General features: G+C 67.3%; 18 protein-coding genes. 7 read left to right on the forward strand and 11 right to left on the reverse strand.

Features of this window, described 5'->3' with window-relative positions; translation table 11 throughout:
- Window positions 1-20: 20 nt before the first annotated feature.
- The 7 genes from GGD82_RS02850 to tpiA all read right to left on the reverse strand — a co-directional run bounded on the left by GGD82_RS02850 (window position 21) and on the right by tpiA (window position 8,734).
- The gene (locus tag GGD82_RS02850; RefSeq protein ID WP_211364689.1) at window positions 21-287 is read right to left on the reverse strand and encodes a TerC family protein; all 267 of its coding nucleotides are present in this window, start codon (window positions 285-287) and stop codon (window positions 21-23) included.
- A 46-nt stretch (window positions 288-333) separates the two neighbouring features.
- Window positions 334-3,051, reverse strand: coding sequence for a bifunctional acetate--CoA ligase family protein/GNAT family N-acetyltransferase (locus GGD82_RS02855; RefSeq protein WP_150061112.1), 2,718 nt, complete (start codon window positions 3,049-3,051; stop codon window positions 334-336).
- A 269-nt stretch (window positions 3,052-3,320) separates the two neighbouring features.
- Entirely contained in the window at window positions 3,321-4,598 is a 1,278-nt protein-coding gene (eno, locus tag GGD82_RS02860) for a phosphopyruvate hydratase (RefSeq protein ID WP_150061111.1), read from the reverse strand.
- A gap of 77 nt (window positions 4,599-4,675) precedes the next feature.
- Window positions 4,676-5,548: a 3-deoxy-8-phosphooctulonate synthase gene (gene kdsA, locus GGD82_RS02865; protein WP_150061110.1), complete on the reverse strand. Its 873-nt coding sequence runs from the start codon at window positions 5,546-5,548 to the stop codon at window positions 4,676-4,678.
- Window positions 5,549-5,602: 54 nt separating this feature from the next.
- Window positions 5,603-7,237, reverse strand: a complete 1,635-nt coding sequence (gene pyrG / locus GGD82_RS02870) for a CTP synthase (RefSeq protein ID WP_150061109.1) — start codon at window positions 7,235-7,237, stop codon at window positions 5,603-5,605.
- A gap of 162 nt (window positions 7,238-7,399) precedes the next feature.
- Complete coding sequence (gene secG / locus GGD82_RS02875) at window positions 7,400-7,786, reverse strand: preprotein translocase subunit SecG (RefSeq protein WP_150061108.1); 387 nt, start codon at window positions 7,784-7,786, stop codon at window positions 7,400-7,402.
- 180 nt (window positions 7,787-7,966) lie between these two features.
- Window positions 7,967-8,734, reverse strand: coding sequence for a triose-phosphate isomerase (gene tpiA / locus GGD82_RS02880; protein ID WP_150061107.1), 768 nt, complete (start codon window positions 8,732-8,734; stop codon window positions 7,967-7,969).
- A gap of 223 nt (window positions 8,735-8,957) precedes the next feature.
- On the opposite strand from tpiA, the gene GGD82_RS02885 reads away from it, so the two are divergent.
- The 4 genes from GGD82_RS02885 (at window position 8,958) to GGD82_RS02900 (ending at window position 15,824) form a co-directional block, all read left to right on the forward strand.
- A complete protein-coding gene (locus GGD82_RS02885; RefSeq protein ID WP_150061106.1) occupies window positions 8,958-10,847 on the forward strand; it encodes a SurA N-terminal domain-containing protein in 1,890 nt (629 codons plus the stop codon).
- Between the two features lie 52 nt (window positions 10,848-10,899).
- Entirely contained in the window at window positions 10,900-12,399 is a 1,500-nt protein-coding gene (gene trpE, locus GGD82_RS02890) for an anthranilate synthase component I (RefSeq protein ID WP_150061105.1), read from the forward strand.
- Window positions 12,400-13,202: 803 nt separating this feature from the next.
- The gene (rpoH, locus tag GGD82_RS02895; RefSeq protein ID WP_150061104.1) at window positions 13,203-14,141 is read left to right on the forward strand and encodes an RNA polymerase sigma factor RpoH; all 939 of its coding nucleotides are present in this window, start codon (window positions 13,203-13,205) and stop codon (window positions 14,139-14,141) included.
- A gap of 285 nt (window positions 14,142-14,426) precedes the next feature.
- Window positions 14,427-15,824, forward strand: coding sequence for a sensor domain-containing diguanylate cyclase (locus GGD82_RS02900; protein ID WP_170284150.1), 1,398 nt, complete (start codon window positions 14,427-14,429; stop codon window positions 15,822-15,824).
- A 15-nt stretch (window positions 15,825-15,839) separates the two neighbouring features.
- Here the strand turns inward: GGD82_RS02900 and paaK are convergent, their stop codons facing one another.
- Complete coding sequence (gene paaK / locus GGD82_RS02905; protein WP_150061102.1) at window positions 15,840-17,153, reverse strand: phenylacetate--CoA ligase PaaK; 1,314 nt, start codon at window positions 17,151-17,153, stop codon at window positions 15,840-15,842.
- Between the two features lie 121 nt (window positions 17,154-17,274).
- Window positions 17,275-17,724: a hydroxyphenylacetyl-CoA thioesterase PaaI gene (gene paaI / locus GGD82_RS02910; RefSeq protein ID WP_150061101.1), complete on the reverse strand. Its 450-nt coding sequence runs from the start codon at window positions 17,722-17,724 to the stop codon at window positions 17,275-17,277.
- 236 nt (window positions 17,725-17,960) lie between these two features.
- On the opposite strand from paaI, the gene GGD82_RS02915 reads away from it, so the two are divergent.
- Window positions 17,961-21,089, forward strand: a complete 3,129-nt coding sequence (locus tag GGD82_RS02915) for an ABC transporter transmembrane domain-containing protein (RefSeq protein WP_150061100.1) — start codon at window positions 17,961-17,963, stop codon at window positions 21,087-21,089.
- A 49-nt stretch (window positions 21,090-21,138) separates the two neighbouring features.
- On the opposite strand, the gene leuB is transcribed toward GGD82_RS02915, so the two are convergent.
- Both leuB and ygfZ read right to left on the reverse strand, forming a co-directional pair.
- On the reverse strand, window positions 21,139-22,236 hold the full coding sequence (leuB, locus tag GGD82_RS02920; RefSeq protein WP_170284163.1) for a 3-isopropylmalate dehydrogenase: 1,098 nt from the start codon (window positions 22,234-22,236) through the stop codon (window positions 21,139-21,141).
- 302 nt (window positions 22,237-22,538) lie between these two features.
- Window positions 22,539-23,471: a CAF17-like 4Fe-4S cluster assembly/insertion protein YgfZ gene (gene ygfZ / locus GGD82_RS02925; protein ID WP_150061098.1), complete on the reverse strand. Its 933-nt coding sequence runs from the start codon at window positions 23,469-23,471 to the stop codon at window positions 22,539-22,541.
- A gap of 98 nt (window positions 23,472-23,569) precedes the next feature.
- Between ygfZ and GGD82_RS02930 the strand changes: the two genes are divergently transcribed.
- Window positions 23,570-24,628: a glycosyltransferase gene (locus GGD82_RS02930; protein WP_150061097.1), complete on the forward strand. Its 1,059-nt coding sequence runs from the start codon at window positions 23,570-23,572 to the stop codon at window positions 24,626-24,628.
- A gap of 10 nt (window positions 24,629-24,638) precedes the next feature.
- Window positions 24,639-25,634, forward strand: coding sequence for a glycosyltransferase family 9 protein (locus tag GGD82_RS02935; RefSeq protein WP_150061096.1), 996 nt, complete (start codon window positions 24,639-24,641; stop codon window positions 25,632-25,634).
- Window positions 25,635-25,751 lie beyond the last annotated feature (117 nt).

A 25,751-nucleotide genomic window follows, 5' to 3' on the forward strand; every position in this document is an offset into this window, starting at 1 on the left:
GGGGGCCAGGGGGGGCGACCTCAGTCGGCGTCCGACGGCGGCGGACCGTTCTTCCGGCGCCGGGCGGCCATGTTTAGCCCCTCGACAAAAGCGGCGAAGGCCATGCTCGCATAAATGTAGCCCTTGGGCACGTGAGTGCCGAACCCGTCGGCGATCAGAACCATGCCGATCACCAGCAGGAACGCCAGCGCCAGCATGACCACGGTGGGGTTGTGGCCCACGAAGCGCGAGATGGGGCCGGAGGCCAAGTACATCAGGCCCACCGCGACCACCAGCAGGTCAAGCATTCCGTCGTCCCCTCCCGCATGACCGGCGCCCGAATCGGGACACCCGTCAAACGGGGTCGTGCGCCGACCGCTCCGGCACTTCCTGAAGCTCAAGGACGAGCTCCACGACATCCTCCTCGACCATGCCAGCCCGCACGAAACCCAGGTTTTCGCAGAAGTGCAGCATGCGCGTGTTGTCCTTCAACACCTGCCCGATCATCTGCCGCGTGCCACGCCCACGGCAGTACCGGATCATCTTTTCCAGCAGCGCGACACCAAGGCCCGACCCCTTGAGGTCGGAGCGCACAACGATCGAGAACTCGGTCCGCTCGTTGTCGGCGTCGGTGACCGTGCGCACCACGCCCAGGGTTTCCTCCTCGCCGTCCTTATCGAGATCCGCGCGGGCGATGAACGCCATCTCGCGCGCGTAGTCGATCTGGGCAAGGCGCGCCATCTGGTCGTGCGGCAGCTCCTTGACCAGACCGAAGAAGCGGAAGCGGATATCCTCCGGCGTTAGGCGCGACACGAACTCGTAGTGCTTCGGCTCATCCTCCGGTCGGATCGGGCGCAGCAGCACCCGACCGCCGTTGGTCATGGTGAACCATTCCTCCAGTTCCTTCGGATACGGCCGGATGGCTAGGCGATGCGGTCCGCGCTTCTGCTTCGGATCCAGTTTGATGCGCGCATCGACCGCCAGCACGCCCCGGCTGTCGGCGAACAGCGGATTGATATCCAATTCAACGATTTCCGGAACGTCGCTGACCAGCTGTGACACCTTGGTCAGCGTCAAGCAGATGGCATCCAGATCCGCTGGCGGCCGGTCGCGATAGCCTTGCAAACGCTTGTAGATCCGCGTGTCCTCGATCAGGTTGCGCGCCAGGGCCATGTTCAGGGGCGGCAGCGTGACCGCGCGGTCCGCGATCACCTCCACGGCCGTGCCGCCCTCGCCGAATAGAATGACCAAGCCGAACACCGGATCGGTCGCCACACCGATGATGAGTTCGTGCGCCCCCGGCCGGCGCATCATCTTCTGCACCGTGAAGCCCTCGATCCGGGCCTCCGGGAAGGTGCGACCGACGCGCTCCATAATCTTTTCGGCGGCCTGCCGGGTTTCCTCCGGCGAGTTGAGGTCGAGCACCACGCCGCCGACGTCCGACTTGTGGGTGATGTCCGGCGACAGGATCTTAACGACCACAGGGCAGCCCATGTGGTCGGCGATTTCGGCAGCCTCATCGGGCCCGCGCGCAATGTGCGTCTCGACCGTTGCGATGCCATAGGCCGCGAACACGGCCTTGGCGTCGGGCTCGCTCATGATGAGCCGGTCGCCGGCCATCGACGCCTCGATGATGAGCCGTGCCGTCGTCGCCGCCGGCGTGAACTCCACCGGCAGGGATGGCGGCGTCTCCATCAGAAGCTTGCGATTGCGGGCGAACGTGACGGTGTGCATGAAGGCACGCACCGCCTGATCGGGCGTCTCATACGTCGGGACCGACGCCTGCGTGAACATCCGCCGCGCGGTGGCCACGGCGCCCTCGCCCACAAAGCACGTCGTGACGTGTGCCTTACGGGTCTTCTTGTACAGCTCGATGACCTTTTCCGCGATCTCATCAGCGCTGCTGACCGCCGTCGGGGCGTACATGACCAGGACAGAGTCGACCTCCGGCGCGCGGAACAGGATTTCCATGGTGTCCGTGTAGCGCTTACCGTTGGCGTCCCCGATGATGTCGATCGGGTTGCCGCGAGACCACGTCTGCGGCAGAACCGCGTCCAGCTTGGACAGTGTCTCCCCGGACAGGGTTGCCAGGGTGCCGCCCATCTCGATCAGGTCATCAACGGCCATAACGCCGATACCGCCGCCGTTGGTCAGGATCGCCATGCGCTCACCGACCAGCCGTCGCTGGTGGGCGACGGTCTCCACCGCCTCGAACAGCTCTTCCAGGCTGAACACCCGCAAAATGCCGGCGCGCCGGAACGCCGCGTCGTAAATATAGTCGGCCCCGGCCAGCGCCCCTGTGTGCGAGGTCGCCGCCTTGGCCCCCTCCGCGAACCGCCCCGCCTTGATGGCCAGGATCGGTTTGTTGCGCGCCGCCGCGCGCGCCGCCGAGACGAACTTGCGCGCGTCTCGGACCGCCTCGATGTACAGCAGAATGGCGCGGACGTCGGGATGGGTGCCCAGATAGTCGATGGTGTCGCCGAAATCGACATCCAGGCCGTCGCCCAGCGAGATGAAGTGCGAAAACCCGATGCCGCGCGGCGCGGCCCAGTCCATGACCGCCGTGCACAGGGCGCCGGACTGGCTGACGAAGGCGACCTTGCCCGGCTTTGCCTGCTCGTGCAGGAAACTGGCGTTGAGATTGACCCCGGGCACCAGCGTGCCGACGCAGTTGGGGCCCAGCAGGCGCATGCCGTAGTGCCCGGCGATCTCCAGAGTCCGCTGCTGGGCCGAACGCCCCTCCGCGTCTTTATGCAGACCCAATCCGGCGGTGATGACGGTGGCCGCCTTGACGCCCTTTTCCCCAAGGGCCTCGGTGACGCCGGCCACAGCGCCGGGAGGCACACAGATCACCGCCATGTCGGGGATCATCGGCAGATCCTCGACCGTTTTGTAGGCGAGCACGCCGGCCACCGCCGGGCTCCGCGGGTTCACCGGCATGATGGGGCCTTCGAAGCCCGCGGCCAGAAGGTTCCGCATGATGAGGTTGCCGACCGTGTGATGCCGGTTGGACGCCCCGATCACCGCGACCGAGGTGGGCGCGAACAGTTTGTCGAGGTTGCGCGTGCTCATGGATGCCCCCTTTATCGAAGCCCCTTCGTGGTGCCCCCTTTGCCAGTGCCGCCCCGGCCACGAGTCCACCGGAACGGGATCGAGCCTACGCTTTTCCCCCAGCACTTCAAGGCGATCCGGATCCGCGACGAATGAATTCTGCGCGAACGCCAAGGTCATAGAGTGGCTCACCACAGGCCCGCGAACAAAACGGGGCCCCCTCGCGCCGTGCGCGAAAGGACCCCGTCTTGTTCGTCCAACGAAAAAAGCGTGCGGCGAACCGCAGTGCGTTATCGGCGCAGGATGCTCTTGCCGGCGTAGCGCGCCGACGGGCCCAGTTCTTCCTCGATACGAATGAGCTGGTTGTACTTCGCGATGCGGTCGGAGCGCGACAGCGAGCCAGTCTTGATCTGGCCGCAGTTGGTCGCGACCGCGATGTCGGCGATGGTGGAATCCTCGGTCTCACCCGAGCGGTGCGACAGCACGGCCGTGTAGCGGGCCTTATGCGCCATTTCCACCGCGCGCAGGGTCTCCGACAGGGTGCCGATCTGGTTGACCTTAACCAGGATGGAGTTGCCCACACCCTTGACGATGCCGTCTTCCAGGCGGACCGGGTTGGTCACGAACAGGTCGTCGCCCACAAGCTGAACTTTGTCGCCCAGACGCTCGGTCAGCAGCTTCCAGCCGTCCCAGTCGTCCTCGGCGCAGCCGTCCTCGATCGACAGGATCGGATAGCGGGCCACGAGGTCGGCGTAGTAGTCCACGATACCGGCGGCGTCGAGCGTCTTGCCCTCGCCTTCCATGACGTACTTGCCGTCCTTGTAGAACTCGCTGGAGGCGGCATCGAGCGCCAGCATGATGTCCTCGCCCGGCACATAGCCGGCCGCCTCGATCGACTTCATGATGAAGCCCAGGGCGTCGTCGGCACCGTTCAGATCCGGCGCGAACCCGCCCTCGTCACCGACGTTGGTGTTATGACCGGCGTCCTTGAGCTGCTTCTTCAGCGCGTGGAACACTTCGGCTCCCATGCGCACGCCCTCGGCCAGGCTGCTGGCCGACACGGGCATGATCATGAACTCCTGGATGTCGATCGGGTTGTCGGCATGCTGGCCACCGTTGACGATGTTCATCATCGGCACCGGCAGCAGGCAGGACGACACGCCGCCGATGTAGCGGTACAACGGCAGGGCGGCGTCCTCGGCGGCCGCCTTGGCCACGGCCAGCGACACGCCCAGGATGGCGTTGGCGCCCAGGCGCTCCTTGTTCGGGGTGCCGTCCAGATCGATCAGGGTGGTGTCGATCAGGAGCTGCTCGTCGGCCTCCATGCCGGCCAGCGCACTGAAGATCTCGCCGTTCACGGCCTCAACCGCCCGCAGCACACCCTTGCCGCCGTAGCGGCCTTTGTCGCCGTCGCGCAGTTCCACGGCCTCGTGCACGCCCGTCGAGGCGCCCGACGGCACGGCCGCGCGGCCCGTCGCACCGCTGTCCAGCAGCACATCGACTTCGACGGTGGGATTGCCCCGCGAATCCAGAATCTCGCGCGCTGTGATGTCGATGATTTCAGCCATGATCTGTGGTCTCCCGTCGTCGTCGTGGCCCGGTGAACCCCGGGCCGGTGAAGGAGGAAAGCGAAAAAACTCAGCGGCTACAGCCGAACCGGATGGGCCTTCGCCAACCGGTCCACGTCGGTCAGAAGCCGCAAGATCCCGGGCATGTCCCGCAACGGAATCATGTTGGGGCCGTCCGACGGCGCATGGTCCGGGTCCGGATGCGTCTCGATGAACACGGCGGCCACGCCGACCGCCACGGCGGCACGGGCCAACACCGGTGCGAACTCGCGCTGGCCGCCCGAGGATCCGCCCTGCCCGCCCGGCTGCTGCACCGAGTGCGTCGCGTCGAACACCACCGGACACCCGGTGTCGCGCGCCATGATCGGCAGGCTCCGCATGTCCGTCACCAGCGTGTTGTAACCGAACGACACGCCGCGTTCCGTGACAAGAACGCGATCATTGCCGGCGGCGTCCAGCTTGGCGACCACGTTGCGCATGTCCCACGGCGCCAGGAACTGCCCCTTCTTGACGTTGACGACCGCCCCGGTCCGGGCGGCGGCCACCAGCAGATCGGTCTGCCGGCACAGGAAGGCGGGAATCTGCAGGACGTCCACGACCTCCGCCACGGGCGCGCACTGCTCGGCCTCGTGCACGTCCGTCAGCACCGGACAGCCAAACCGCTCCCGAATCTCGGCGAACACCGGCAGCGCCGCCGCCAGCCCCATGCCGCGCGCCCCGGATATCGAGGTCCGGTTGGCCTTGTCGAACGATGTCTTGAAGATCAGGGGCATGCCAAGTGCAGCAGTCATGCCGACCAGGGCTTCGGCCACCTCAAGGGCGTGATCGCGGCTTTCCATCTGGCACGGCCCGGCGATCAGCGCCAGGGGCCGATCATTGCCGAGCACACAGGACTCGCCTAAGGCCACCGCGCGGATCGGCGCTGGGGATGCGGCATCACGTTCGGGCATCACGGACCTTCCCAATCAACGGTCGGAACGCACGCGGGACGCGGCGCCACGGTGTCAGACCAGACGCGACTGCTCGACCGCAGCCCCAATGAAGGACGTAAACAGCGGATGAGGCTCGAACGGCTTGGACTTCAGCTCAGGATGGAACTGCACGCCGACGAACCACGGATGGTCCGGAATCTCGACGATCTCCGGCAGCAGGCCGTCCGGCGACATCCCGGAGAACACCAGCCCGCGCGCCTCCAAAGGCCCGATGTAGGCGTTGTTGACCTCGTACCGGTGCCGATGGCGTTCTTGGATCGTCTGCGCATCGCCATAGATGGCACGGGCCCGCGACCCCGGCTTCAGAATGCACGGGTAGGCCCCCAGGCGCATCGTGCCGCCTAGGTCGTCGCCGGACTTGCGCACCTGGATTTCGTTGCCGCGCATCCATTCGGTCATCAAGCCGACCACCTTGGCCTCCGGATTGCCGAATTCGGTCGAGCCCGCCCCCGGAATACCGGCGAGGTTCCGCGCCGCCTCGATGACCGCCATCTGCATCCCGAAGCAGATGCCGAAGTACGGCACGTTCTTTTCCCGCGCGAACTTGGCAGCGGCCATCTTGCCCTCGGCCCCACGCTCGCCAAAGCCGCCTGGCACCAGCACGCCGTGCACGTCCTCCAGGAGGTAACTGTTATCGGCGGTCTCGAACACCTGGCTGTCGAGCCACTTCAGCTTGACCCGCACGTTGTTGGCGATGCCGCCATGCGTCAGGGCCTCCGCGAGGGATTTATAAGAGTCCAGCAGCGTCGTGTACTTGCCGACGACGGCGATGGTGACGTCGCCTTCCGGCTGGCGCAGACGCCCGGCGATGGTGGTCCACCGCGTCAGGTCGGGCTCCTTTTCGCAGCCCAGGCCGAAGTGCCGGCATACCTCTACGTCCAGGCCCTCGTCGTGGTAGTTGATCGGCACGTCGTAGATCGACGGCGCGTCGTAGGCGGCGATCACCGCTTCCCGCCGAACGTTGCAGAACAGGGCGATCTTGCGCCGCTCACTCTCCGGAATCGGGTGCTCGCTGCGGCACAGCAGCAGATCGGGCTGAATACCGAGGCTCAGCAGCTCCTTCACCGAGTGCTGCGTCGGCTTGGTCTTCAGCTCTCCGGCCGTCGCGATGTAGGGCAGCAAGGTCAGGTGCACGAACATGGCGCGCTCCGGCCCCAGTTCATTGCCGAGCTGACGAATCGCTTCCAGGAACGGCAGGCTCTCGATATCGCCGACCGTGCCGCCGATCTCGATCAGCGCGAAGTCCTCGTCCGACAGATCGCCGGTAATGAACTCCTTGATGGCGTCGGTGACGTGCGGGATGACCTGAACCGTGCCGCCCAGGTAGTCGCCGTGCCGCTCCCGCTCCAGCACCGTCTTGTAGATGCGGCCGGCGGTCACGTTGTCCGACTGGCGCGAGGCCACGCCCGTGAAGCGTTCATAGTGCCCCAGGTCCAGGTCCGTCTCCGCCCCGTCATCGGTGACGTAGACCTCGCCGTGCTGGGTCGGGCTCATGGTGCCCGGGTCAATGTTGAGGTAGGGGTCCATCTTCCGCATGCGGACCGAAAATCCGCGCGCCTGAAGCACCGCGCCGAGGGCCGCCGACGCGAGCCCCTTGCCCAGGGACGACACCACGCCGCCCGTAATGAAAATGAAGCGTGTCGTCATGATCCGACCGCGTGTCCTTGTTCGCGCATCCACTCGTGTACCGGCCCCGGGTGGTGTCCCAACCGGCATGATTCTACCGTCCGGGGCCAAGCGCCCCGGCCTATCGGCATGCGGCGGCCCCGAACGCCCTGCGCCCGTCCACCGCACCCGAATCGGGTCGTCTTACTCTGACAGCGGCGCCGAAGGCACCGTCGGCGCGGGCGGCGGCGCCGAGTCCTCACCGGACCCGCCCTCGGGCTGCGCTGGAATATCGCCGGGCAACGGCGCCTCGGCCCCCCCGCTCACCGGCGCGACATCCAGCACACTGCTCGTACGGGCGCCGCCATCCGCCAGGATCGCCAGGGTCAGGCTGGTCGCCATGAAGGCGGCGGCCAGAATTCCCGTGCCGCGCGTCAGCAGGTTGCCGGCAGCCCGGCCCGTCATCAGGCCGGCCCCGCCGCCACCGCCGCCCCCGATGCCGAGGGCGCCGCCCTCCGACCGCTGGAGCAGGATCAGGGCCACCATGGCGATGGCAATCAGCAGGTGTATGACCAGAATGACAGTAATCATGAGTCCTCGACGCAGCCCACAAACACGCGATGCCGGCGGCGGGTCGTCCCCCACCCCGCGACATCGCGCCCTGTTCGGCCCCGGTCGCAGCGACCGGGGTAAGTGCCCGCTGTTGTAATCATCCGTCCGGCCCAAGGCCAGCGGTTTCTGGGACCTTGGGCGCACACATCGGCCTGGATGTCAGGGACAGCCCAGGGCAATGGCCTGAAAGTCCGCCGCCTTAAGGCTGGCGCCGCCCACCAGAGCGCCATCGACGTCCTCAATGGCCATCAGTTCGGCCGCATTGCCGGGCTTCACCGAGCCGCCGTAGAGGATCCGCAGCGCATCGGCCCCGTCGCCGATCCGCCCGCGCGCCTCCGCGCGGATACGCTGGTGCACCTCGGCCACGTCCTGCGCGGTCGGGGTCCGGCCGGTGCCGATGGCCCACACCGGTTCGTAGGCGATGACCACGTTCGTGCCGGTAGCACCCTCGGGCAGGGAGCCGTTGAGCTGGCGCGCGACGATCGCCAACGCTTGACCGGCGTCGCGCTCCGCTTCCGTCTCGCCGATGCAGATGATGGGCACAAGCCCGGCCGCGAGGGCCGCGGCGGCCTTGGCCCGCACCTGCTCGTCGTCCTCGTGGTGATCCGTACGGCGCTCCGAATGGCCGACGATGACATGAGTCGCCCCCAGGTCCTTGAGCATCCAGGCACTGATGTCCCCAGTGTGGGCGCCGTTTTCGGCGGCGTGACAGTCCTGACCGCCCACATCCAGGGGCGCGCCCCCCAAGGCATCGATGACCGGCGCGATCAGGGTCGCGGGCGGGCACACCAGCATGTCGAACCGGTCACGATGGGCGGCCCCCTCACCCGCCAGCCAGTCGGCCAGCGCCCGCACCAGGGCGAGGCCATCGGCCTTGCGGCCATTCATCTTCCAATTGCCGGCGATCAACGGGCGTCGCGCACTCATGATATGTCCCCTGTTTCCGATAATCCGTGAGACCTGAGCGTCTGTGTAGCACGCAAACACGGGCTTTTGAACGGCCCCAAGCCGCCCAACGCCGTTCCCCCGCGCACCGCCCCCCTCCATTGTTGCGGGGCGCGGGGAGACGCCCCTATGATGCGCCGCGCTGGCCCGGGCGCGATCCGGCCTCGTCACCGTCCCCCATTGCACGAGAGAGACAGGCAACGGCATGCTTGACAGTTTTCGCAAGGCCTCGAAATCCTGGGTAGCGAAAGGCCTTCTCGGCCTGCTCGTCATCAGCTTCGGCGCGTGGGGCATCGGCGATTTCCTCACCGGCGGCGGCGACGCACCGCCCGCCATCACCGTGGGGGACACCGAGGTCAGCACCGCCGCCCTGCGCTCCGAGTTCAACCGCGAGGTCAATGCGCTGCGTCAGCGCCTGGGCAGCGACTTCACGGCAGAGCAGGCTCTGCAACTCGGCTTCCTGGAGCGGGCGATCGGCCGCGTCGTGACGGAGGTGGTGCAGACCCAGACCGCACAGGATTGGGGCATGACGGTGCCGGATGAGGTGGTGGCCCGCACCATCGTCGCGAACCCGGCCTTTCAGGGATCGGACGGCACGTTTGACCGGCAGCGTTTCCAGGCCATCCTTGCCAATAACTCCATGACCGAGGCGCGCTTCACAGAGCAGATCCGGAGCGACCTCGTGCGGACGGCGCTGATGCAGCCGGTGGCTGGCGGGGCCCATGCGCCGGAGTCCATGGTCGCGGCACTGGATCGGTACCGCAACGAGACACGGGTCGGCGAGGTTGTCACCCTGGCCGTCGCCGATGCGCCGGAGCCGGAGACCGCGCCCGATGAGGAGACTCTCCAGGCCCTGTACGACGACAACAGGGCGGCCTTCACCGCGCCGGAGTACCGCGCCGTCACCGCGATCGTGCTCGATCTGGACGACGCCCGGCCGTTGGTCTCGGTCAGCGACGACGCCGTGCGTGCCGAATACGAAGCCCGCCAGTCCGACTTCACGACGCCCGAAAGCCGTACAGTGGAGCAGGTCCTGGCCGACGACGCCGAGACCGCGCGCGCCGTCGTGGAGGCCGTTCGCAGCGGGGCCTCCCTAGCCGACGCGGCCGCCGAGGCTGGTGCCCCTGCCCCCATCGATATGGGCAAGGTTAGCCCCGACAGTTTGCCCGACGCCCAGTCGGACGCCATCTTTGCGCTCGACGAGGGCGCCGTTAGCGATCCGGTGGAAAGCGCCTTCGGATGGCATGTGTTTCAGGTGCAGGCTGTGACGGCCGGGACCGTTGAGGCCTTCGATACCGTGAAGGGCGAGATCCGCGAGGAACTGGCCAATCACGAGGCCGTGGACGCGCTCTATGAGCTGTCAGTGGACCTGGACGATACGCTGGGCGGCGGCGCCACCCTCGAACAGGCCGCCGACACCCTGAACCTGGAGCTGGTGACCGTGCCGGCGATCGACCGCCAGGGCCGCGCCCCAGATGGAACGCCCGTGGCGGCGGTACCGCAGGCGCCGGCCTTCCTCAACACCGTGTTCGCCAGCGATCCGGGCGAGCAGACCCTGATGCAGGAAAGCGACAGCGGCTATTTCGTATTGCGCGTGGATGGCGTGACCCCCTCGGCGCCGCGCCCGCTGGAGGATGTCCGGGCGCAGGTCGAGGCGCTGTGGACGCAGCAGCGCAAGGCTGAAACCCAACGCGCCCGCGCCGAAGCCATTGTGGCCGCCGCAAGCGAGGGCCGCACCCTGAGCGGCGCGGCCGAGGCCGAGGGCGCATCGGCCCCGACTCGTCTGCCGGCCGTGCACCGGGACGGCACCGCCGCGGACGACGACGCCAAGGCCCCGCCCCGCCCGCTGATCGAGGCGCTGTTCGCCCTCGATCCGGGCGCCAGCCGCGTGGTCGAGACCAGCGATGCCGTGCATGTCGTGCGGCTGGTGGACGTTCTCGACACGGCCACGGATGACGCGGACACTCGGACCGAAACCCGCACCGCCCTCAACGACGCCCTCGGCAACGACCTGTACATCCAGTTCACCGACGCCCTTTCGCGTGAACGCGGCGTGGAGATCAACCGCGCCGTAATTCAGTCCGCCTTCCAGTAGGGGCCGTCCTCCTGTCGCCCACCCCCGAGCCTCATCATAGGAATCCCGACCCATGGACACGCTGCCCAGCCTCGCCGATTTCCGTTCCGCCTATATGGCCGATCGGGCGCAGGTGGTGTGGACGCACCTCGTCGGGGACCTGGAAACGCCGGTCTCCGCGTTCCTGAAGATGTGTGAAAACCGCCCGTACTCGTTCCTTCTGGACAGTGTCGAGGGCGGGACGGTGCGGGGACGGTATTCGTTCCTGGGCCTGAAGCCCGATCTGATCTGGCGTTGTCATAAGGACAAGGCCGAGATCAATCGCAACGCGCGCCACGACCTGACCGCGTTCGAGCCGGACTCTCTGCCGCCACTGGACTCGCTGCGCGCCGTCGTGCGGGAAAGCCGCATCGACCTGCCGCCGGAGCTGCCCGCGCAGGTGGCCGGGCTGTTCGGCCACATGGGCTACGACACCATCCGCTTGGTCGAGCGGATCCCCGACGAGAACCCGGACCCGATCAACGTGCCGGACGGCGTGTTCCTACGGCCGACCATCATGGTGGTGTTCGACAACATCCTGCACCGCATGACCTTGGCCACGCCGGTATGGCCGCGCCCGGGCGTGGATGCCAACGCGGCCCACGCACAGGCGCGCGAGCGGCTGGCCGATGTCGCCGCCGACCTGGAGCGCTCTTTGCCGCTGAGCCGCCTCGCCGCGGACCCCGAGCCGGAGCCCGAAGCGACGCCGATGATGGACGCCGAGGACTACAAGGCCAAGGTACGCCGCGCCAAGGAATACATCATGGCTGGCGACATCTTCCAGGTGGTGCTGTCGCAGCGGTTCACGCTGCCATTCCGCCTGCCGCCGTTCAGCCTGTACCGCGCGCTGCGCCGGACCAACCCGTCGCCCTACATGGTCTATCTCGACCTGAACGGCTATCAGATCGTCGGCGCCAGCCCGGAGATTCTGGTGCGCCTGCGCGACGACGAGGTCACCATCCGCCCCATCGCCGGCACCCGTAAGCGCGGCAAGGACGCCGCCGAGGACGCCGCCAACGCCGCCGATCTCCTGGCGGACCCGAAAGAGCTGGCGGAGCATCTGATGCTGCTGGACCTGGGGCGCAACGACGTCGGGCGCGTGGCGGAGGTCGGCACGGTCAAAGTTACCGACAAGTTCTATGTCGAGTACTACAGCCATGTGATGCACATCGTGTCCAACGTGGTGGGCAAGCTCCGCAAGGGGCAGGACGCCATGGACGCCCTGATGGCCGGTTTCCCGGCCGGCACCGTCTCCGGCGCGCCCAAGGTGCGCGCGATGGAAATCATTGAGGAGTTGGAGACCGTGCGGCGCGGGTTCTACGCCGGCACGGTGGGCTACATCTCCGCCGGTGGCAGCATGGACACCTGCATTGCTCTGCGCACCGCCCTGGTGAAGGACGGTGTCGTGCACATCCAGGCCGGCGGCGGGCTGGTGGCGGACTCCGACCCGGAAATGGAACGCCAGGAGTGCTGGAACAAGGCGCAAGCGTTGATCGCGGCGGCCAAGCAGGCGGTCAAGTTCGCCGCACGGTAAGACCGTCGCCCAGCGGAAACGAGCCTTACACGACCGTGAGACCGTGACATGGGATGCTGCCGAACCGGTCCCTTCCGGATCGACGGCGCCCCCACCTTCCGTTTTCGAAGTCCGGAGATCCACGTCCTGGCGCGTGCCCGGTGGCCTCTCGGGTCACCGGGTTTCGCAGACCGGGGGCTGGGACTCGCCCTCCCGGTCTCGACGGGGAGGACCATTTTTGCGCGGGTAAGGGCGGACGATCCGCCTTACCTATGCCCCATTTATTTGTTTATTTAGGAAATCGAAAGGGTGGACGAAGCGTTTCTTTGAACGCTCAAGCGTTGACGGGGTCGTCTTGCGGTGTTGGACGACGGAAGGCCCGCTTTGCGCCACGCCGTTTTGGGATCGTCTTGAAACCCACCCCGGCCCCGCCTATACTTATGTTGGCTGGATGCTGCAAAGCGGGTTCAGCCTCGCAAGATGGGCCGGTTGCCGTCTGGAACCGGATCGTCATCATCGCTTCGAAGGAGGATGAGAGTATGACGGATCACCCTATCCGCCTCGGCGCGCTTCAGAAAGCCGCGCCACGGTGTCTCTGGCAGGATCGTCAGACGCCCCGCCCGGAATCGGGTCAACACACGCATTGTGCATGTCCGTGACGCGGAGCATCGCGGGTCGTTCATCGACCCGCGCGTAATCGCACGCCAGTTCCTCATACTGGTCCGTTCGCCGTCCGGACCCCGCAACCCGCCGCGCCTTCGCGCGTTATCCCGGAAAAATCCGGTCGGCCGGTTCGCGTTGTCCCGAACCCAGGAGCACACACCATGTCCAAGGCCCTTGCCACGATGCCGTCCCTGCCCGCCGTGTCCGCCGATGGTGGACTGGATCGGTATCTTCGCACGATCCGGCAGTTCCCGGTTCTCGCGCCCGAGGAAGAGTACATGCTGGCGCGCCGGTTCCACGATCACGATGACGTGGACGCCGCTCATGCGCTGGTGACCAGTCACCTGCGCCTCGTGGCCAAGATCGCCCTCGGCTACCGTCACTATGGTCTGCCCGTGGCGGATCTGGTGTCGGAGGGAACGCTCGGCCTGATGCAGGCCGTGAAGAAGTTCGACCCCGAGAAGGGATTCCGGCTGGCGACCTACGCCATGTGGTGGATCAAGGCCTCCATCCACGAGTACATCCTGAACAGTTGGTCGCTGGTGAAGATCGGCACGCTGTCCGCCCATAAGAAGGTGTTCTACAACCTGCGCAAGATCAAGGCACGTCTGGGACTCCTCGACAACCGGGACCTGTCGCCGGAGGAAACGACCCTGATCGCCACCGAACTCGGCGTCTCGGAAAAGGACCTCGTCAACATGAGCCGGCGCATGAGCGCCCGCGACGGCTCACTGAACCGCGTGGTCGGCGAGGACGGCGATATCGAGATGATGGACCTGCTTGAAGACGACCGCCCCAACCAGGAGACCATCCTGATGGAGCAGTCGGAGTCGGGCTACCGCATGGCCCTGCTCGACGGGGCGATGGACGGCCTGAACGACCGGGAGCGTGACGTCTTCACGCGCCGCCGCCTCAGTTCCGATCCGGAAACGCTGGAGGACCTGGGCAAGGAGTATGGCGTCTCGCGAGAACGGGTCCGGCAGATTGAGAACCGTGCCTTTGAAAAGGTCCGCAAGGCGGTTCTGCGCAATGCGGCGGACAATAACCGCAAGGCCATGGATGCGCGTGACCACCACCCGATGGCCGCCGCCCTGGCGTGATGATCGCGACGTCCGGGCACGGCATCGGCGGTCGCCACTCCGGGAGGGAACGTCCGTCCGCCGTTGCGTCCCCTCCCGACACTCGGCCCAAGGCCATATGTTTCCGCGCCGGATTGTGATTGAGGTCCGAGACACCGCACAATACCGAAGGCGTCCGTTCGTTTTCGTGTCGTCTCTTGTGTCCGCCCCCCTGTCTCCATGCACGCCAGAACGCGTTTAGACCAAAGCCAGTATCTGCCGAGCCTGGCGCGTTGCGCGATGGCCTTGGACGGCGGCGAGGATTGGGTGACGTCCGTACGCGCCGCCCTTCAGATCGTGGGCGATGCCACCGGGGTCAGTCGGGCCTGGATCTTCCAGACCCTGTCGCGCGGCGACGATCACGTCCTTCAGGACCATATTTTCGAGTACGCCCCAAACCCGCGCTGGGCGCAGCTGCACCGCAAAAAGTTCCGGCTCTTCCGCAGCACGTTGGATGATCCCTCGTACCGCCACCTTGTTGAGGGGCGTATTCGCGGCCAGCCGGCGGCCTTTGTCACGGATCGCATCGACCCCGGCTTTCTGCGGGAAGACCAGGAATCCCAGAGCATCCTATCCATGCTCACCGCACCGATCATGGTCGGTGGCGAGTGGTGGGGAACCCTGGGGCTGGACGACTGCGAGCGCGCAATTCAATGGTCACCGGACGATACGGCGTACCTCCAGACCGCAGCGGGTCTGATCTCCGGCGCTATCCACCGCCAGCACCGCACGGCTTTGGCTCGCCAAGTGACGGTCATCGAACGCTTCACCGGCAGCGGCATGTGGGAGTTGGTTCTCGCCCCTCCCCGGCTGTGGTGCTCGGACTCGCTGTTCACCATGCTCGGCTATCCACCGCCCTACGCGCAGATGAACGTGCGGCGTCTGGTCCGGCATCTCGACCGGGACGATCAGTCCCGGGTCATGACCGCCGTTCGCGCGTGTCTGGACGGAACCAGTCCCGGCTTTCGCATGGATTGCCACGCCCACCGCCTGAACGGCACCCCGGTTTGGCTGGAGCTCATCACCGACACCGTCAACGCGAACGAGACCACCGGCCGCCCTGGGCGTCTGGCCGGCTTGGTGCTGGAGGCCAGCGAACGCAAAGCCCGCGAATTAGAACTGGGGCAAGCCGCGCTGACCGACACGCTGACCGGCCTGCCGAACCGGCGCGCGTTCCAGAAACACGCGAGCCGGGCCGTGACCGACCGTTCGGCCGACACGGCCGTGCTGATGGTGGACATCGACCACTTCAAACAGATTAACGACAGCCTCGGCCATGCCGCCGGCGACGAAGCGTTGCGGGCCCTCGCACGGATGCTGCGCGCCGCGTTGCGCGACACGGATCTGGTCGCACGCATGGGCGGCGAGGAGTTCGCCATTCTGCTGGCGGAGAATGTTGCGGAAGCCTATGACGTTGCCGAACGCATCCGGCAGGCCGTGGCCTCCACGATCATGCGCGTCACGGACCTGAGCGGCCAGCCCCAAGACCTGTCCCTGACAGTCAGCCTGGGCCTCGCGGCCCAACATCCGACGGACGGTCAGGAAACCCTTGATGTCCTGCTGAGCCGTGCCGATCGCGCCCTGTACAGCGCGAAACGCGCCGGCCGGAACCGGGTATGCGTCGACCAAGGCGCCCCCGACCCGGCCGACGGCACGACGCGATAGCGGGCCCGGCCCGGCTTACGGCTTCGGCCGCAGGTCCACGACGCGCTTCGCCTTGCCCATGGACCGTTCGATGTCGCCCTCGTTCATCACGGTGACGGTGGTGCTGATCCCGATCAGGCTCTTGATGTGATGCTGAAGGGCCTGCGCCGCCGCCGGCCCCGCGCTCGCGTCGGTCAGACCGTGCCGCACTTCGACCTTCACCGTGACATGGTCGAGGTGATTGTCCTTGCGAACCTCAAGTTGGTAGTGCGGGGCCAGCCGCTCGTCCCGGAGCACCAGTTCCTCGATCTGGGTGGGGAACACGTTCACGCCCCGGATAATCAGCATGTCGTCGGAGCGGCCCGTGATCTTATCCATCCGCCGCATGGTGCGCGCCGTTCCGGGCATCAGGCGCGTCAGGTCGCGGGTGCGGTAGCGGATGACCGGCATGGCCTCCTTGGTCAGGCTGGTGAGCACCAGTTCGCCCTGCTCGCCATCCGGCAGAACCGCGCCAGTCGCCGGATCGATAATCTCGGGGTAGAAATGATCTTCCCAGATGTGCAGGCCGTCCTTGGTTTCAATGCACTCCTGGGCCACGCCGGGGCCGATCACCTCCGACAGGCCGTAGATGTCGATGGCGTCGATGTTCAGGCGTTGTTCCAACGCGCCGCGCATCTGCCCGGTCCAGGGTTCCGCCCCGAAGATGCCGATCTTGAGCGAGCATGCGCGCGGATCCATGCCCTGGCGCTCCATCTCGTCGGCGATGACGAGCATGTACGAGGGCGTGACCATGATGATATCCGGCTCGAAGTCACGGATGAGCTGAACCTGCCGCTGGGTCTGACCGCCGGACATGGGAATCACGGTGGCCCCCAGCCCTTCGGCGCCGTAGTGCGCGCCCAGTCCCCCCGTGAACAGACCGTATCCGTAGGAGACCAGAACCCGACTGCTGTGCCGCCCCCCGCCGGCGCGGATCGAGCGGGCCATGACCGAGGCCCACATATTGATATCGGCGCGCGTGTAGCCGACCACAGTGGGCTTGCCGGTGGTGCCGGACGAGGCGTGGATGCGGACCACCTCGCTCATGGGCACCGCGAAACTGCCGAAGGGATAGGTCTCCCGCAGATCCTGCTTGGCGGTGAAGGGGAACTTGGCGAGGTCGGACAGCTCTCGGAAATCGCCCGGATTCACTCCCACAGCGTCGCACTTGGCGCGGTAGTGGGCGACGTTCTCATAGGCGTGGCGCAGGCTCCAGGCCATGCGGCGCGTCTGTACGGCGGTCAACTGGTCGCGTGTGGCAGTCTCGATCGGATCCAGTTCGTGTTCCAGCGGCCGCTTGGTGAGGTCCATTGTCCCAATTCCCCCGGGAGCTTTTTTCGTCGAACGGGTTGTTTGTCCGTTCCACGCCACGGGGTCAAGCCGCAATGCGAGGTGCGCCCATGCGTTTCGCTGTCACGGGCGTTCGCGGCTGTCAGAGTGGCGGATCCAGCCCCTCGGTCACGCGGCCGGACAGGGTGCGGGAGTTGCCGCGGAACACCGCCAGCACCTCCCCATGCTGGTTGGTGACCGTCACGTCGGTGATGCCCGCGCGCCCCTTCTTGATGATCTCCGACGCCTCAGCGGTTAGCCGGTCGCCGAGCTTGCCGGGCGCGAGGAAGGTGATGGAGCAGGCGCTCGCCACCGTGACGACATCGTGGCTGTTGCAGCAGTAGGCAAACGCGGTGTCGGCCAGCGTGAAGCAGATCCCGCCGTGCAGGATGCCATGACCGTTCACCATGAAATCCCGCACCTCCAGCGTGGCACGGGCGTAGCCGGGGCGTGTTTCCTCGATCGTAATTCCCATATGGCGGGCCGCGTTGTCGCGCGGATACATGGCGCGGGTAGTGGCCTCGGCGACGACCAGTCGGGTTTCGGGGTCCATCGGGTGCCTTTCTCCGTCAACGGCCGGTGAAGTCCGCGGAGGATGCCATCGTCTCATCATACGACGGTATCCTCGGTGGGCCTTGGACATAGGACAGAGGTTCGCGCAGGCCTTCAAGGGGTGTGCACGCCCCAAGCCCCGCGCGGCTTTCCCTTTTCCCGAACTCGGGGAGCGGGCATTCTGGGCGAACCCGGCGGACGGCACCGCGCAGTTCGCCCTTGGCGCGGAAAGACCCCATGCCGCCTTCGGTTTTTTCCTATGTCTGGCGCTTCAGCCGGTTTCAGCAGATCCGGATTCTGTTGCTGTCGGTCGTGTCGTTTCCGTTTCTGTACCTGTCCTTCGAAGTGCCGAAGATGATCGTCAACGACGCCATCGGCGGCGGCGAAGGACCGCGCAGGGTGCTGGGCTGGGAGATGTCTCAGATCGAGTACCTGTGGCTTCTATCCGGCGCCTTCCTAGCGTTGGTGCTCACCAATGGCGGCCTGAAGTACGTGATCCAGGTCTACAAGGGCGTGATCGCGGAGCGCATGTTGCGCCGCCTGCGCTATATGCTGATCGCGCACGTGCTGCGTTTCCCGCTGCCGCACTTCCGCTCCGTCAGCGCCGGTCAGACGGTGTCGATGATCTCACAGGAAAGCGAACCGCTGGGCGGCTTTTTCGGCGATTCCTTCGCGCTGCCGGCGTTCCAGGGCGGGATTCTGCTGACCATCCTGGCCTTCATGTTCGCCCAGGACCCGGTTCTGGGGGTTGCGGCCATCTCACTGTATCCAGTTCAGGTTTGGCTGATTCCAAAGCTTCAGCGGCGCGTAAACCGGCTCAACAAGGAGCGCGTGAAAGCCCTGCGACATATGTCGGACCGGATCGGAGAAACCGTGACGGGCGTGACCGACATTCGTGTCAACAACACAGAACGGTTCGAGCTGGCCAATTTTTCCAGCATCCTGCACCGCATTTTTTTCATCCGCTTTGACATCTACCGCTATAAATTCCTTATCAAGTTCCTCAATAATTTCTTTGCCCAGCTTACCCCTTTTCTGTTTTACGCCATCGGCGGCTATCTGGTGATCAAAGGAGACCTGTCGATCGGCGCCCTGGTGGCCGTTCTGGCCGCCTACAAGGACATTTACGCTCCCTGGAAAGAGCTGTTGACCTACTACCAGACGCTGGAGGACGCGCGCGTCCGATACGGCGTGCTGACCGAGCAGTTCATTCCGCCCGACCTTCTGCCGGAAAGCCGGATGGGCCCCGCGTCGGAGACCGCCGCCGCCCCGATATCGCTCACCCCCGACAGCGAGCTTGTCCTCGGCAACGGCGTGGTCGAGCACGATGACGGCACGCGCCCGCTGGACGGCGCAACGCTGTCGCTGCGCCTGAACGAGCACATCGCCATCCTGGGTCATTCGGGCAGCGGGCGGCCGGAGCTGGCGCAGGTCCTGGCCGGCCTGCAACCCCTATCCCGGGGCCGCCTGACCCTGGACGGCCGCGCGTTCGACACCCTGCCGCCCGCGCTGCTCGGGCGAGCCATCGCCTATGTGGATCACGACCCCAGCTTCCGCGCCGGCACCCTGGGCGATGCCCTGTACTACGGGTTGCGACGCGAACCGCAAGCCGAGGAGGGTGACATCTGTGCCGACGGGACGGACGCGTCCCGCGCCACATTCGAGGCAGCCCTGTCCGGCAATTCGACCGAACGGCCGGATGTGCCCTGGCTGGATCCCGACGACGAGGCCGGCACCGATACCGGCGCGCTGCATGCCCGCGCGTTGGAGGTCCTGCGTGTGGTCGGACTGGGGGACGACGTACTGGCCCTGGGTCAGCGCGCCAGGGTCGATCCGACGGCGCGCCCGACCTTGGCCGATACTCTTTTGCGGGCCCGTCGACAGTTCGCCTCGGAGCTGGAACTGGAGGGTGCGTCGGATCTCGTGGAGCGTTTCCACCCGGATCGGTACAACCGGAATGCCACCGTGGCCGCAAACCTAGTGTTCGGGCTGGCGCGCGAGCAGGCCGGCGGACCGCTGGCACTGGCCGGACATCCAGCATTCCGGGAGGCGCTGGCGGCCGTGGATCTGCTCCAGCCATTGCTGGATGTCGGTCTGCGGGTGGCCAAGCGGATGGTGGAACTGTTCCACGATCTGCCGCCAGGGCATGAGTTCTTCGACCGCTATTCCTTCTTCGACGTCGCCAAGCTGGACGATCACGTCCGCCTGATCCGGGAGGCCCGGTCCAAGGGGCCCGGCCGCCTGCCGGAAGAGGATCAGGCCCTGCTGCGCAGCCTCACGCTCGGCTTGATTCCCGCCCGTCACCGCTTGGGCTTGCTGGGCGAGGACGCGCAGGCCCGGATCGTCGCCGCGCGGCCCCGCATCCGCGAGGTTCTCTCCAACAGCCCCCAGGCCAACGGACTCGACGTCGTGTTCCTGGATCCGGACGCCTACCATCCCTACGCTGCGGTCCGGGTCAACGTCCTGTTCGGACGTGTGGCCGCGGATCGTCCCGATGCCGAACGGCGGGTTCAGGAGATCGTGACGCGGGTGCTGGACCGGAACGATCTGGCGGGGCCTCTGACCGAGTTGGGCCTGGAAACCGAAATCGGCGTCGGCGGACGGCGGCTCTCGACGGCCCAACGCCAGAAGCTGGCCATTGCGCGCGGCCTGATGAAGCGCCCGCGCCTGATGGTGCTGAACAGCGCCACCGGCGCGCTGGATAGTGCCGGCCGCGAAGCCCTTGCCTCGGCCCTGACCGAGCACATGGACGGACGGGCCCTAGTATGGGCCGACAGCGAGGCGCCGGGCGCGGCGCCCTTCGGCGCCGTCTATGAACTGGCAGACGGAAAGGTGCGCGGCCGGCCGGATGCGGCCCCGACGCCGGCCGCCCCGGAGTCCGATCAGGATACGCGAACGCCGAGCCCCGCCTTGGACGACGACGAATCCGCGGCGCTCGCCAGCGAAGCCGCCCTCCTCAAACGGCTGGCGTTCTTCGCCAACCTGGACGCATCGACCCTCAAGCTGATCGCCTTCACGAGCAGCCGTGTCGTGTACCGGTCCGGCGAAGTGCTGATGCGCCAGGGCGAACCCGGAGACGACGCCCATGTGATCGTCGAGGGAACGGCCGAGGTTTTGGTCGAGCGCGACGGTCGCGAAACCTCGGTGGCGGAGCGCGGGCCGGGCGACTTGATCGGGGAGTTGGCCCTGCTGTGCGACGCCCCGCGCAGCGCCACCGTACGGGCCTCCACGCCGTTGGAAACGCTGCTGATCTCGCGGGACGTCCTGGTCCGCCTGCTGGAAGACAACCCGCAGGTCGGCGCCTCCCTCACCCGCACCATCGCCAACCGCCTGGAAGACGTCATGCGGCAACTGAGCGGCGGATAAGGGACGTCGGGCGGCCCAGGTGCAAGCCGCCCGACCATTGCAGCGGGTGTCAGCCGCCGCTGCGCTTGTCCATCGCGGCCAGCACGGCGTCGCCCATGGCGACGGTGCCAACCGGCGTCATGCCGGACTCGACGATGTCGCCGGTCCGGATGCCCGCGTTCAGGACGTCCTGACAGGCCGCGTCGATGAGGTCCGCCTCGGCCGCCATGTCGAACGAGTAGCGCAGCATCATGGAGGCCGACAGGATGCAGGCCATCGGATTGGCCTTGTCCTGGCCCGCGATGTCCGGGGCGGAGCCGTGCACCGGCTCGTACAGCGCCTTCCGGCTCCCGTTAGCGTCCTCCGCGCCCAGGCTGGCCGACGGCAGCATGCCGAGCGAGCCGGTCAGCATGGCGGCGCAGTCCGACAGTAGGTCGCCGAACAGGTTATCGGTTACGATGACGTCGAACTGCTTCGGCGCCCGCACCAACTGCATGGCGCAGTTGTCGGCGTACATGTGCGACAGGGCAACGTCAGTGTAGTCGGCCTCGCGCAGCTTCGTGATCTCCTCGCGCCACAGCACGCCGCTTTCCATGACGTTGGCCTTCTCGACTGAGCACACGCGGCTGTCCCGCTTGCGCGCCAGTTCGAACGCCACGCGGGCCACCCGCACGATCTCGCTGGTGGTGTAGACCTGCGTGTTGATGCCGCGCCGTTCGCCGTTGGGCAGATCCTCGATGCCCCGGGGCTCGCCGAAATACACGCCGCCGGTCAGTTCGCGCACGATCATCAGATCCAGGCCGCGCACCAGATCGGTTTTCAGCGTGGACGCGCCCGCAAGGGCGTCGAACACCAACGCCGGACGCAGGTTGGCGAACAGTTCCATGTCCTTGCGCAGGCGCAGCAGGCCGCGCTCCGGCTTGTCGGCAAAGGGCAGGCTGTCCCACTTGGGCCCCCCGACGGCGCCGAGCAGCACAGCGTCCGCCTTCAGAGCCTGGGCCATGGTGTCGTCCGCCAGAGGCGTGCCATGCACGTCATAGGCCGCGCCGCCCACCAGGCCTTCGCTGAGGCTGAAGCCGCCGATGCGATCGAGCAGGCGGCGCACCTGCGCCATCACCTCGGGACCGATGCCGTCGCCCGGCAGAATCAGCACACTCTTGGACATAATCACCTCGTGTCTTCGGGTCGGAGTCTCGGGTCCCGTCGGAACGCCGTCATGGATGGTCGCAAGGTATGCGCGGCACCACGGACCTTGTCCAGCCCTCACCAGCCCCGGTATTCGTGGACGCTCCCTGGGGAGCTCGGGACCCTGTCGGAGGTGGCGGGGCTCCGTGGCACGATCCGGCCGGACAAGCCGGACGGCGTTGGGCCGACGCCACATCTCGTGCCGCGTCAGTCGGCACCGAACGCACCGTGTCGATCAGACCCGTCACACGCGGGTAAGGCCCGTACGGCCGCCTCTGCGCCCGGTCAGTCCGCCGTCGCCGGCTCCGGCAGCACCATCCAGTCGGGCCGATGGGGCGTAATCCGGCTTTCGCCCGCGTGCAGCGAACCGCCCTCCGCAAACGCCTCCAGCCGCACGATCGCGAGACCGAGGCCGCCGCCGTCCTCCAGCACCAGACCGGACCGCATCTCGCCCGCGTCCTTGCCGACCTCGGTTCGCAGCGGTGTGCCGGGTTCCGGCACCGGACCGTCCACCGACACCGGCATCAGGCGCCGCTTCAGAAGGCCCCGGTACTTGGTGCGGGCGGTCAGCTCTTGCCCCATGTAGCAGCCCTTCTGGAAGTCCACGCCATGGAGATCCTCGAACCCGCCCTCCAGGGCGGTGGTCTTCTCCACGACCAGATCGCGCGCGCCGTCCGGCAGGCCCAGCGCCAGCCGGTGCCGATCATAGGCCTCCGGCGGCACCAGACGGGCGCCGTGGCCCTCCAACCACGCCCCGGCCGTCTCCGCCGGCAGGACAAGGCGCACCCCCGCCTCCGGCAGGCGCGGGTCCACCACCGCAACGCCGGCCTCCGCGCCGCCCAAGGCTCGGGCCGCACCGGCGACGTTGGGCAAACCAAACGCCGCGCACACACCATCCCCCCAGGCCGCCGCAATGCTCCACCCGTCCCCCACCGTCAGGTCGACCTGCGACCGCAGCTTGAATTTCTTCAGGCGCGCACGCAGGTCCTCCAACCGTGCCGCCTCGCTGTCGAGCAGCCAGCCCTCGCCGTGCGGCAGCACGAACAGGTCGAACAGGAACTTGCCCTGGGGCGTCAGCAGCGCGGCGTAAATGCCGTGCTCAGCGGTCACCCTCTCCACGTTGTTGGTCACGAGGCCTTGCAGGAACCGAACCCGATCGTCGCCCGTCAGGGACAAAACGCCCCGAGTCTCCAGAACGCTGGCACACAGGTCGGTCATGGTCGGATCACTCCGCTTGGCGTGGTTCAAGGCTACCGGACACGTAGGCCGCGCGGGCGTCTTGGCAAGGTCCCGGCGCGAAGCGTATAAGGCCGGGCATGCGTATTCTGTTTGCCGACGATGGCGTGCCCTACGATGGGCGGACGCCGGCCGAGGACCCGCTGGGCGGTGGCGAACGCGCCGTCGTGGGTCTGGCGCGGGCCCTGGCTGCGCGGGGGCATGGCGTCTCGGTGGCGACTCCCATCGTCGAGCCGGAGCGGATCGACGGTGTGGACTGGCTTCCGCTGCCGATGGACGAGGGCGACCGAACCCTGCCGGATGATGTCGATGTCCTGGTCGCGGTGCGGCGACCGTCGTTGCTCGCCCTGCCCGTCCGGCCCGGCCGCCGGGTCGTCTGGGTGATGGGCCAACCGGACTATCTGATCCGGCCGTCGGTCCGTGCCCGTCTGGCGACGCACAGGCCCGACCTGCTGTACGTCAGCGACAGTCAAAGGGCAGCCGGCCCGGCCAGCCTAATGGCGAGCGCCGAGGTCGTCGCGCCGGGCGCAGCGCCCGCGTTCCTCGACGTCCCGGACACCAAACCCGCCCTGCCCCCGGTCGCGGTCACCACCGCCCATCCGGTGCATGGCGGGCTCGACTGGCTGCTGGACCGCTGGGAACGGGGCATAGCCCCGCTCCTGCCCGACGCGAGCCTGCACATTTATTCAGCCCTTCTGTCGGCGGGCGTGGCGGGCGAGCGCGTACCACCCAGCGTCAAACCTATGGTGGAACGCGTCCAGGCTCTCTCGGATGCGGGGGTCGAGGTCCGGGAACCCCAGCCCGAAGGCGCCCTGGCCGACGCCTGGAGCACGGCCCGCGTGTTCCTGCACCCCGGGCAGGCGTGGGATTTCGGGTGCTGGTCCCTGGTCGAGGCGCAGGCGGCCGGATTGCCCGCCGTCGCGCGTCCCCTTGGCGGCGCGGCGGAGCGAATCGCCAACGGCGACAGCGGCATGCTTGTGCCGGACGAAGCCGCGTTCGAAAACGTCACGGTCCAGATCCTGCGGGACGACGGACTGTACGCCGGCATGGTCGAAGAGGCCCGCGCGCCCGGCCGCCGACGCTCCTGGGACGACGCCGCCGTAGACCTGGAAGGCCACTGGACGTCCTTTCTCCGATGAAGCGCCTCCGATGAAACTGCTGTTCATCACCAACAGCCGGATCGGGGACGCGGTGCTGTCCACCGGCCTGCTGGCTCACCTGATCCGCAGCCATCCCGGCCTTCGCGTCACGGTGGCCTGTGGTCCGGTCGCCGCGCCTCTGTTCCAGGGCGTGCCCGGCCTGGAGACCCTCCACGCCATGCGCAAGCAGCCCCGGGCCGGCCACTGGCGCACCCTGTGGGCCGCAACGGTCGGCACCCGTTGGGACCTGCTGGTCGACCTGCGCGGTTCGCCCCTTCCCTGGCTGCTGCGGGCGCGCCGCCGCCTGATCCCGCGCGCCGACCGATCGGCCCTGGACCACCGCGTGCGCCAGATCGGCTCCGCGCTCGGCCCCGCCGGATTCGCGAACCCGCCGCCCCCCGTCCTCTGGATCCGGCCGGAGGATGAGGCCGCGGCGGACGCGATCCTCGGCCCCGACACCGGCCGGCCGTTGCTGGTGCTGGCGCCCACGGCGAACTGGGCCGGCAAGGTGTGGCCCGCCGAACGATTCGTCCGGGTCGCCCAGGACCTGACCGGGCCGAACGGACCCCTGCCCGGCGTGCGCGTCGCGGTCGTCGCCGCGCCCAACGAGCGGCCCGCCGCCCAGCCTGTGCTGGACGCCCTCGACGGCCCCCTTCTGATCGATCTTATCGGACACCTGGACCTGCTGGGGGTCCAGGCCGTGTTGCGCCGGGCCTCACTGTTCGTGGGCAACGACTCCGGGTTGATGCACATGGCCGCCGCCGCCGGCGCGCCGACGCTCGGACTGTTCGGGCCGTCACGCGACGCCCATTACGCCCCCTGGGGGCCGTTCTGCCGCGCGGTGCGTACCGACGAACCCTATGACGTGCTCTTTCCGCCGGACCTGGATCCCAGGACGGTGGAGAGCAGCCTGCTCGACTCCCTTCCCGTGGAGCGGGTCACGGCCGCCGCGCGCGCCCTCCTAAACGATGTGGCATCCTTACGCGCGCCGTCCGGGACCCGTTGACCCGCCCCATCTTTTGCCCTGTGATGGTCAGAAGGATGCTGCGGCATAGTCTGCCACCATCTCGCCACCATCGGGGTTATGCTGGGGCTCGCCGCGCCCTCTGGCGCCCGGTTCGGC

The sequence above is a fragment of the Roseospira marina genome (genome assembly GCF_014197855.1).
Taxonomy (GTDB): Bacteria; Pseudomonadota; Alphaproteobacteria; order Rhodospirillales; family Rhodospirillaceae; genus Rhodospira; species Rhodospira marina.

What these genes read in the sequence shown, in the direction of transcription:
- GGD82_RS02850 (WP_211364689.1), bottom strand. Translation starts at nt 287, where the DNA reads ATGCTTGACCTGCTGGTGGTCGCGGTGGGCCTGATGTACTTGGCCTCC.
- GGD82_RS02855 (WP_150061112.1), bottom strand. Translation starts at nt 3,051, where the DNA reads ATGAGCACGCGCAACCTCGACAAACTGTTCGCGCCCACCTCGGTCGCG.
- eno (WP_150061111.1), bottom strand. Translation starts at nt 4,598, where the DNA reads ATGGCTGAAATCATCGACATCACAGCGCGCGAGATTCTGGATTCGCGG.
- kdsA (WP_150061110.1), bottom strand. Translation starts at nt 5,548, where the DNA reads ATGCCCGAACGTGATGCCGCATCCCCAGCGCCGATCCGCGCGGTGGCC.
- pyrG (WP_150061109.1), bottom strand. Translation starts at nt 7,237, where the DNA reads ATGACGACACGCTTCATTTTCATTACGGGCGGCGTGGTGTCGTCCCTG.
- secG (WP_150061108.1), bottom strand. Translation starts at nt 7,786, where the DNA reads ATGATTACTGTCATTCTGGTCATACACCTGCTGATTGCCATCGCCATG.
- tpiA (WP_150061107.1), bottom strand. Translation starts at nt 8,734, where the DNA reads ATGAGTGCGCGACGCCCGTTGATCGCCGGCAATTGGAAGATGAATGGC.
- GGD82_RS02885 (WP_150061106.1), top strand. Translation starts at nt 8,958, where the DNA reads ATGCTTGACAGTTTTCGCAAGGCCTCGAAATCCTGGGTAGCGAAAGGC.
- trpE (WP_150061105.1), top strand. Translation starts at nt 10,900, where the DNA reads ATGGACACGCTGCCCAGCCTCGCCGATTTCCGTTCCGCCTATATGGCC.
- rpoH (WP_150061104.1), top strand. Translation starts at nt 13,203, where the DNA reads ATGTCCAAGGCCCTTGCCACGATGCCGTCCCTGCCCGCCGTGTCCGCC.
- paaK (WP_150061102.1), bottom strand. Translation starts at nt 17,153, where the DNA reads ATGGACCTCACCAAGCGGCCGCTGGAACACGAACTGGATCCGATCGAG.
- paaI (WP_150061101.1), bottom strand. Translation starts at nt 17,724, where the DNA reads ATGGACCCCGAAACCCGACTGGTCGTCGCCGAGGCCACTACCCGCGCC.
- GGD82_RS02915 (WP_150061100.1), top strand. Translation starts at nt 17,961, where the DNA reads ATGCCGCCTTCGGTTTTTTCCTATGTCTGGCGCTTCAGCCGGTTTCAG.
- ygfZ (WP_150061098.1), bottom strand. Translation starts at nt 23,471, where the DNA reads ATGACCGACCTGTGTGCCAGCGTTCTGGAGACTCGGGGCGTTTTGTCC.
- GGD82_RS02930 (WP_150061097.1), top strand. Translation starts at nt 23,570, where the DNA reads ATGCGTATTCTGTTTGCCGACGATGGCGTGCCCTACGATGGGCGGACG.
- GGD82_RS02935 (WP_150061096.1), top strand. Translation starts at nt 24,639, where the DNA reads ATGAAACTGCTGTTCATCACCAACAGCCGGATCGGGGACGCGGTGCTG.